Annotated in this window: 10 protein-coding genes; 5 read left to right on the top strand and 5 right to left on the bottom strand. The window is 62.1% G+C overall.

The genetic code is table 11. The annotated features are described in order from the left end of the window. Positions 1-53: 53 nt before the first annotated feature. From AC0L2V_RS21045 to AC0L2V_RS21035, 3 genes are all read right to left on the bottom strand, one after another. Positions 54-1,118, bottom strand: a complete 1,065-nt coding sequence (locus AC0L2V_RS21045; RefSeq protein WP_473521083.1) for a sensor histidine kinase — start codon at positions 1,116-1,118, stop codon at positions 54-56. Between the two features lie 150 nt (positions 1,119-1,268). Then, complete coding sequence (locus AC0L2V_RS21040; RefSeq protein ID WP_023797107.1) at positions 1,269-1,436, bottom strand: DUF1328 domain-containing protein; 168 nt, start codon at positions 1,434-1,436, stop codon at positions 1,269-1,271. A gap of 230 nt (positions 1,437-1,666) precedes the next feature. Continuing rightward, complete coding sequence (locus AC0L2V_RS21035; protein WP_473521082.1) at positions 1,667-2,461, bottom strand: response regulator; 795 nt, start codon at positions 2,459-2,461, stop codon at positions 1,667-1,669. 236 nt (positions 2,462-2,697) lie between these two features. On the opposite strand from AC0L2V_RS21035, the gene AC0L2V_RS21030 reads away from it, so the two are divergent. Together AC0L2V_RS21030 and AC0L2V_RS21025 are read left to right on the top strand one after the other, a co-directional pair. Then, entirely contained in the window at positions 2,698-2,895 is a 198-nt protein-coding gene (locus AC0L2V_RS21030) for a NepR family anti-sigma factor (RefSeq protein WP_027153467.1), read from the top strand. 3 nt (positions 2,896-2,898) lie between these two features. Further along, complete coding sequence (locus tag AC0L2V_RS21025) at positions 2,899-3,450, top strand: RNA polymerase sigma factor (RefSeq protein ID WP_473521081.1); 552 nt, start codon at positions 2,899-2,901, stop codon at positions 3,448-3,450. Positions 3,451-3,518: 68 nt separating this feature from the next. Here the strand turns inward: AC0L2V_RS21025 and AC0L2V_RS21020 are convergent, their stop codons facing one another. After that, on the bottom strand, positions 3,519-3,839 hold the full coding sequence (locus AC0L2V_RS21020; protein WP_473515519.1) for a response regulator: 321 nt from the start codon (positions 3,837-3,839) through the stop codon (positions 3,519-3,521). A 260-nt stretch (positions 3,840-4,099) separates the two neighbouring features. Here AC0L2V_RS21020 and AC0L2V_RS21015 point away from each other — a divergent pair, with 260 nt between their 5' ends. The 3 genes from AC0L2V_RS21015 to AC0L2V_RS21005 all read left to right on the top strand — a co-directional run bounded on the left by AC0L2V_RS21015 (position 4,100) and on the right by AC0L2V_RS21005 (position 5,790). After that, positions 4,100-4,861, top strand: a complete 762-nt coding sequence (locus AC0L2V_RS21015; protein WP_473521080.1) for a Crp/Fnr family transcriptional regulator — start codon at positions 4,100-4,102, stop codon at positions 4,859-4,861. Positions 4,862-4,987: 126 nt separating this feature from the next. Continuing rightward, positions 4,988-5,314: an ElaB/YgaM/YqjD family protein gene (locus AC0L2V_RS21010; RefSeq protein WP_473521079.1), complete on the top strand. Its 327-nt coding sequence runs from the start codon at positions 4,988-4,990 to the stop codon at positions 5,312-5,314. A gap of 11 nt (positions 5,315-5,325) precedes the next feature. Then, entirely contained in the window at positions 5,326-5,790 is a 465-nt protein-coding gene (locus AC0L2V_RS21005; RefSeq protein WP_091593224.1) for a hypothetical protein, read from the top strand. Between the two features lie 108 nt (positions 5,791-5,898). Here AC0L2V_RS21005 and AC0L2V_RS21000 read toward each other — a convergent pair whose 3' ends face one another. Further along, a complete protein-coding gene (locus AC0L2V_RS21000; protein WP_473521078.1) occupies positions 5,899-7,431 on the bottom strand; it encodes a sensor histidine kinase in 1,533 nt (510 codons plus the stop codon). Positions 7,432-7,520 lie beyond the last annotated feature (89 nt).

The following is a 7,520-nucleotide window of genomic DNA, read 5'->3' as shown; positions in this document are numbered from 1 at the left end:
CTCTTGGCCCCAACCCCCTCCGGCCAATTCTCTTGGGCTCGGCTGTTGCCCGTTCAATCCGTCTCGAAATTGCCGCGAGGAACGACGAGATGGTATTCGAGACGATCCCCGCTGATTTCAAGTTTCGCCGTGCCGTTCAACGACGCAGGCACGACGCGCTCGAGCGCGACGCTGCCAAAGCGCTTCTCGCTGGGCTGATTGTCATTGGCTCCGATGGCCTCGGCCCATGTCAGCGACAGCGCGGTCTCGCCAGCGGAAGCGGCCGTCAGATCGGCCGTCACCTCGACGAAGCCGTCGGCTCGCGACAGAGCGCCGTAGCTGACAGAATTGACGGCAAGCTCGTGCATGGCCAAGCCGATATGCAGGGCGGCATTGGGATTGAGGTATGGGTTTGCACCGCGAAAACGCAGGCTGCGCACAGGGTCGGCGCCATAGCGGCCGACCTGGCCGGACACCAGTTCGCGCAATGCCGCTCCCCGCCAGTTGGACGAGGTCACCAGGTCCTGGGATGAGGCAAGCGACTGCAGCCGGCCGCGAAAGCGCGTCAGGAAATCACTGAGCGTGTCCGAATAACGGCTGGTCTGGGTGGCGATGCTCTGGATGATGGCCAAAAGGTTCTTCGAACGGTGGCTGACCTCGCGCAGCAGCGTCTTCAGGGTTTGCTCGCGACGTTTCTGCTCGGTCGTTTCGACCATTGTGGTGACGACGCCCTGCACGGCGCCGCCGTCGTCATGATCCGCGTCTATCCATATTTGGAACCAGCGGACGCCATCGTCGGCGGGAATGCTGAGCTCAAGATGTTCCGGATTGCCGGATGCGACGACCTTGCGTTTGGCTGCGCCGATGCGCTCCGCCTGCGCAAGCGGCAGGATGCCGTTGCCGTCGCCAGTGTCGGAAACCTCCGTGTCGGGAACAACTGTGTCGGAAATCCAGGGCGGGCGCATGTTGCGGGCCCAGACGGTTTTCATCTCGCGATCCTGATAGAGGACCGAAATGCCGGCATTGTGCAGCGCATGGAGAAGGGCCCGGCCAAGCTGCATTCCACTCTCAGCGGACTGCAGAGCGATGATCTCATCGCTCCGTCCGCTGTCTCTCATGTCTCCGGCTCTGGATTGCATCGTTCACTTCACCCGCCCGATGCAGGCTGAACGGCTGACGGAAAATTGGGTTCCAAAAAGAAGTCCGCCGAGCGACGTCCGGCTAAGGACACCGCCCGGCGGTGGCTGGAAACCGCTTGAGGGGTGCGGCTCCCAGTGTTCGATCGCAGTTCACGACGCGCGTTTGAACAAGCCCGCAATAAGCGAAATGATCAGGAAAGCGAGAAAGATGAAAAACAATATCTGCGCTATACCAGCCGAGGTGCCGGCGATGCCGCCGAAGCCAAGAGCGCCTGCAATGATCGCAACGACGAGAAATACGAGGGCCCAGTAAAGCATGGTCCATCTCCTTCAAATAGTATGCCAAAAACGTCTTTCGCTGCCGTTTGTTCCAGCATTTCCCGAAAAAGACGAGCCCCGGAAAGCTTTCCCGCTCGAATTGGATCGTCATGCGCAGGTGAGTTGCAAGTGGCGTGTGCCGGCCGCAAGCGGCCAGCGTTACTCATCTGTGGAAAACGGGCGATCAGTGAAACTGTGGAAAGGGCCGCTCAGGGCCGGGCTGCCCGGCCCTATGCAGCGGCTTTCGCGTGCCGGTCGAAGAAGAGCGCCTGGCTGATCAGGGCCTTGACCATCTCCGGATTGAACGGCTTGGTGACGAGGAAGGCCGGCTCCGGCCGCTCGCCGGTCAGGAGGCGTTCGGGAAAAGCGGTGATGAAGATCACCGGCACCGGGGTGATCGACAGGATCTCGTTGACCGCTTCGATGCCCGAGCTGCCGTCGGCAAGCTGGATGTCGGCCAGCACCATCTTCGGCCGCATCTTGGCGAACATCGCCACCGCCTCGGCATGGGTACGCGCCGTTCCGACAACGCGATGGCCTAGGCTCTCGACCATTTGCTCGATATCCATGGCGATCAGCGGCTCGTCCTCGATGATCAGCACATCGGTTGCCACCTGGCGGGAAATCTCGTTGCTGGCCTCGGCAAGAAGCTCGGAGAACTCCTGGTCGTCGACGTCGAGAATCTCCGCCGCCTCGTCTTCGCTGAAACCTTCGACGGCGACCAGCAGGAAGGCCTGCCGGGGACGGGGTGAGATCGCGTTCAGATTGGCGGCGGCGCGCTGTTCCCACGCCGATTGCGGGTGTTCCTGCGGAACGCGGATGGCGACCGAGGTGAACAGCCTGGCGAAGACCTTGTAGAGTGCGATGCGGTCATTCGACGCGTTCGGAAAGATGTCGACGTCGGCGATGATGGCTTCGAGCATCGCGGCGACCAGCGCGTCGCCACTCTCCTGCGATCCGGAGACGGCCCGCGAAAAGCGGCGCAGGAACGGCAGGTGTGGAGCGATGGTTGCGGACAGGCTCATGATGGACGTCTCCCTCTGACGTAATTGCATAGATTGGAAGCCAAGCTGATAACAAGCCCTGAAACAAACCCTGAAAATACAAACGCCGGCCTGCCGAAAAAGTTCCGACGGCCCTGGAACTAATATAAGAGGAAGGCGTTTGAGATCGGGACGGGCAACCAGACGAGGGGGTCGCCTGCTTTGCGTCGTGTATTGAAGGGCGGCAGGGTACTGGGAACGAAGGGCGAAATGACGACATGAGGAAAGACAACACGGCTGGCGCTGCAACGAACAGGCGCCGGGCTGCTTCCGGCGACCCGCTCGGGCCAAACTCGGAAATCGGCCGCAAACTCAAACAATATTACGACGAGCTGGTCTCCGACAGCGTGCCGGATCGCTTTGCCCAATTGCTCAGCCAGTTGGAACAGGCCCAACCTGCACGGAAAAAGGACTGAGGCATGGCGGCCGTGTCCCAGAGCTTCAAGACGGATCTGCTCGCCTCGATTCCGAGCCTGCGGGCCTTTGCCGTGTCATTGACACAAAATGCCGACAAGGCCGACGATCTGGTGCAGGAAACGCTGGTCAAGGCGTGGGACAAGCATGAGAGCTTCGAGCCGGGCACCAATCTCAAGGCATGGCTGTTCACCATCCTACGCAACGAATTCTATTCGCAGATGCGCAAGCGCGGCCGCGAGGTGCAGGATAGCGACGGCATCATGACCGCCAGGCTAGCCGTCCATCCGGCCCAGCACGGCCAGCTCGACCTCAAGGACTTTCGGAGCGCGCTCGAGCAATTGCCAGAGGACCAGCGCGAAGCCATCATCCTCATCGGCGCGTCGGGCTTTTCATACGAGGAAGCCGCCGAAATTTGCGGCTGTGCGGTCGGAACGATCAAGAGCCGCGTCAGCCGCGCCCGCACGCGGCTGCAGGAAATCCTGAAGATTTCCGGCGACGACGGGTTTGGCCCGGATGCGATATCGGCTCAGGTGACGGGGTCGAACGCCGCCTGAATACGGATCACCGGTAATGTAGGACCTGGTAATCGGGCTCCGGTTTGCAGACATCACACAACCGGACATCAAACAACAGGTCTGCGCCCGCACGCCGACGCCACTGCCTCCACGAGATCGTCTCCCGAATAGGGCTTGGTGACCAATCTGACATCGGGAAATGTCACCTTGATTTCGTCCATGTCGGAATAGCCCGAGGCGAAGACGAAAGGCACGCCCGATTCGCGCAGCCGCGAAGCGAAATCGAGTGTCGAAGTGCCGCCCAGCATGAGGTCGACGATGGCCGCGTCGAATCGCGAGGCAATGCTCTGCCGATCGATCTCAGCCAGATCGCGGGCGACGACCACATCGCCGGCGCCATAGTCGCGGCAAAGCTGCTCGACATCCATGGCGATCAGGAATTCATCCTCCAGAACTAGAATCCGCAATCCGTCCAGCAATGGGGGCACGTGGCAATGTCTCCGTGGGGCGCAGGGAACAGGGAGCGCAAGGGATAGAGGAGTCATGATCCCTATTTGGCTTCCTGTCATTTAAAGTTATTTCGCATCCTGTCATTTAAAAAAGACATGCCGCCGCAGATGGCGGAACCTCGACGCCGGCAGGGCGTTTGCTATCGCCCTCCGGAAGAGGGCTTCGAAGAGGGATTGAAATGTCTGGCCAGAACGGCCGTTCCTTGTCCGCCCGCCGGTATTCATGTGAGAACTGCCCACTGCGGCCGTTGCCGGCGTTCCGGGCGTTCGAGAAGCAGGAACTCGTCTTCGTCAATGGCTTCAAGAAGGGCGAACTGGCCGTCGAGAAGGGCGACACGGTTCTGGTGGAGGGAAGCCGCAGTGCCCATCTGTATACAGTGCTGTCGGGTTGGGCCTTCCGCTACAAATTGCTGTCGGATGGCCGCCGGCAGATTCTGAATTATTCCATGCCAGGCGACCTCATCGGTCTGCAAGGCAGTCTGATGGGCGAAATGCAGCACTCCGTGGAAGCTCTGTCGCCGATGCTGCTCTGCCTCTTCGAGCGGGAGGCCCTCCCCGAACTCTACCGCAGCCATCCGGGCCTCGCCTACGACATCACCTGGATCGCCGCGCGAGAGGAGCGCATGCTCGACGAGAACCTGCTCAGTATCGGCAGACGCACCGCGCTCGAGCGTGCTGCCTATCTCATCGCCTTCATCTCCACTCGCGCCAGGGTGGTCGGGTTGAACGGCAGGACGCCCGTGCAGATTCCGATCACCCAGCAGCACCTCGCCGATACGCTCGGCCTGTCGCTGGTCCACACCAACAAGACAATCCGCAAGCTGATCGATCGCAAGCTTATCTTCTGGCGCGACGGCGGCTGCGAGGTGGTTGACAACGAAAGGCTCAAGGACCTCGCCCACTGGGAAGGGTTGAGCGAAGGTCGCCGACCGCTGATCTGAGCGGCTAGCGGAGACGTGCCGGGCTGGACTCGGCTGCGTAAACACCCTTTCATGGCAGTTGTTCCGATTTCGGAACCTTGGGGTGGGTCGAACGTTTCGACCCGAGCAAACGCAAGGAGTCAAGCAATGGCGACTGCCGCAGGAAAGTCCCCGAACGAAAGCCGGCCGAATTCGGACCTTGAAGAAGACATCAGGCAGCTGAAAGTCGACATTCAGAAACTCACCGAACAGCTGGCCGAGACCGGCCAACACGGTTACGGGGCTGCTCGTCGGGTTGCCGCGGAAGGGGTCGAGCACTTGCGCTCCCAAGGCGAAGCAGCCTTTGAAAATATGCGTAGCAACGCCAAGGATATCGAAGCTCAAGTGGTGGCGAGCGTGCGCGAAAAGCCGGTCACGTCGCTGGCAATCGCGGCAGGCGTCGGCTTTCTGTTTGCGCTTCTCGCACGCCGCTAGTCTCAGCCCAGATGGGGATGCTGGCATCGTTGATCTCGGCTCTTGCCTCAGGTGAAGTCGTTGCAGCCGTGCGCCGCGCGCGCACGGCTGCGATCGTCTATGCGCTCGCAGCACTTGCCGCACTGTGCGGCCTCGGTTTCCTCGTCGGAGCGGCCTATGTCTGGGTGGCGGGTCGCTATGGGCCGATGGCAGCCTGCCTTGGTTTCGGGGTCGGCTTCCTGCTGATCGCAGGGCTCCTCCTGCTCATCCATCAGCTGTCGGCTGGCGCGCGCGCCCGACGCCGGGCGCGGAGGCGCAATGCCGATATGAAGGCGGTCGGCATCACGGCAGCGCTCGCCGTGCTGCCGGCGCTACTCAAGGGGAAAGGCGGCTTGGGCACGATACTCGCCCCGGCGATTGCACTCGCCGCCTACGCAATCTACCGCGAGAACACAAAGCCCGATGCCGACGATCCGGATGCCGGCGAAGCGAAATAGCTCGAAGTGGTTCTTCTTCGGGTTGGCATCGTGTTGGCAATGATCCGAAAAACCGGGTTCCACTTTTCGCTGACATGGACCTTTGGTTCGAGATCCATGGTCGAGCCGTCACTTCGGCAGATCCTCCAGCGGCATCGATATTTCGGCGAATACGCCTTCCGGCCGGAATTCGTGGGTCACTTCACTGGAGATGACCTTGGCCAGGCTGCGGCGGATCAGGATCGAGCCGAAGCCGTGGCGTTCGGGCGAGGCAACTTCAGGCCCGCCGCTTTCGCGCCAGGTCAGGACCAGGCGCCGAGCGCCTTTCCTAACCTGTGCCTTCCAGTCGAGATCGACCTTGCCCGAGGCCGCCGACAGCGCTCCGTGTTGCAGCGCGTTGCTGGCCAGTTCATGCAGGATCAGGCCAAGCCCGACTGCCTGGTCAGGCGAAAGCAGCAGATCGGCGCCTGAGATCGTCATGCGCGGCTGATCGGCGGTGTCGAACGGCTTGACCTCGATCTGCACGAGTTCGCGGATGCCAATGCCGCGCCACTCGCGGTCGGACAGCAGGCTGTGGGCGGCGCCCAGCGCCTGAAGCCTGGCGCTGAAGGCGTCGAGGAAATCCCTCGGCTGGCGGGCATGGCGAACTGTCTGCGTCGCCAGCGCCTGGACGGTGGCCAGCGTGTTCTTGACGCGATGGTTCAGCTCGCGCAGCAACAGCCGCTGCCGCTCATCGCCGAGCTTGCGTTCGGTGATGTCGTAGTTGACGCCGAAGATCAGCGTCGGCTTGCCGTCGCCGTCACGCTCGATGACCCGGCCGCGCGTAGCGAGCCAGCGCGGCGGGCTGAGGCCCTTCACGCGGTATTCGCCAAAATAATCGTCGCCGCCGCTCAGCACGTCGCGAAAGCGCGTCTCGGTCTGGTAGGCGTCACGCGGGTCGATGGCGGCGAGGATATCGCGTGCTCTCAGCCGGGTCGAGCGCGGCAGGTCGAACAGCTCGGACAATCGGGCATCGCATTCGATCATATCGCTATGGATATCCCATGCCCAGCTCGCGAGCGATGCGGCATCGAGCGCAATGCCGCGCCGCTTTTCCTCGCGCGCCAGTGCCGCAGCGGCGCTGGCGGCGTTGCGGGTGGCGTCCTTCAATGCGAACAGGCTGGCAGCGAGGCTGGCGAGCGCCGTCAATTGTTCGAGCTGCGCGGCAGACGGCGACCCGCGCGGCCTCCGGTCGAGCACGCAGAGCGTGCCGATCCGGGCGCCGGCCACCACAATCGCCGCACCCGCATAGAAACGGAAATGATGCTCGCCAGTGACCAGCGGGCTGGCGTTGAAGCGTGAATCCATGGTCGCATCCGTCACCACCATCGGCTGGTCGCCGGCAGCAATGGTGTGGGCGCAGAAGGATGTATCGGTCGCGGCCTCGGTCTCGTCCAGGCCGACACAGGACTTGAACCACTGCCGCTCGACATCGACGAGCGTCACCAGCGCGACAGGTGTTTGCATCACCGCGGCGGCGAGCCCACTGATAGTGTCGAAGTCAGGATCGGCCGCCGTGTCGATTGCATCGAGATCATGGAGCACGGCAAGCCGATCCTGCGCCGTTACCACGCTAAGGACATCGACCGGCAGATTCGGCTTTGTCACTACCCTGCTATCCACAAGTCCCCCAGATGCATCGGCTTGCAGCCATCCGCGCTGGGCCCAGTTGCCGGGCCCTGAAACCGGAACCTTCGCCCTGAGGAACCGTT

The organism is Mesorhizobium sp. WSM4814 (genome assembly GCF_055811595.1).
Note: the sequence above shows the minus strand (reverse complement) of the source record. Positions and strands in the feature narration are given on the sequence as shown.

Coding starts and splice junctions, on each gene's coding strand:
- AC0L2V_RS21045 (WP_473521083.1), bottom strand. CDS start 1,118: ATGCAATCCAGAGCCGGAGACATGAGAGACAGCGGACGGAGCGATGAG.
- AC0L2V_RS21040 (WP_023797107.1), bottom strand. CDS start 1,436: ATGCTTTACTGGGCCCTCGTATTTCTCGTCGTTGCGATCATTGCAGGC.
- AC0L2V_RS21035 (WP_473521082.1), bottom strand. CDS start 2,461: ATGAGCCTGTCCGCAACCATCGCTCCACACCTGCCGTTCCTGCGCCGC.
- AC0L2V_RS21030 (WP_027153467.1), top strand. CDS start 2,698: ATGAGGAAAGACAACACGGCTGGCGCTGCAACGAACAGGCGCCGGGCT.
- AC0L2V_RS21025 (WP_473521081.1), top strand. CDS start 2,899: ATGGCGGCCGTGTCCCAGAGCTTCAAGACGGATCTGCTCGCCTCGATT.
- AC0L2V_RS21020 (WP_473515519.1), bottom strand. CDS start 3,839: ATGGATGTCGAGCAGCTTTGCCGCGACTATGGCGCCGGCGATGTGGTC.
- AC0L2V_RS21015 (WP_473521080.1), top strand. CDS start 4,100: ATGTCTGGCCAGAACGGCCGTTCCTTGTCCGCCCGCCGGTATTCATGT.
- AC0L2V_RS21010 (WP_473521079.1), top strand. CDS start 4,988: ATGGCGACTGCCGCAGGAAAGTCCCCGAACGAAAGCCGGCCGAATTCG.
- AC0L2V_RS21005 (WP_091593224.1), top strand. CDS start 5,326: ATGGGGATGCTGGCATCGTTGATCTCGGCTCTTGCCTCAGGTGAAGTC.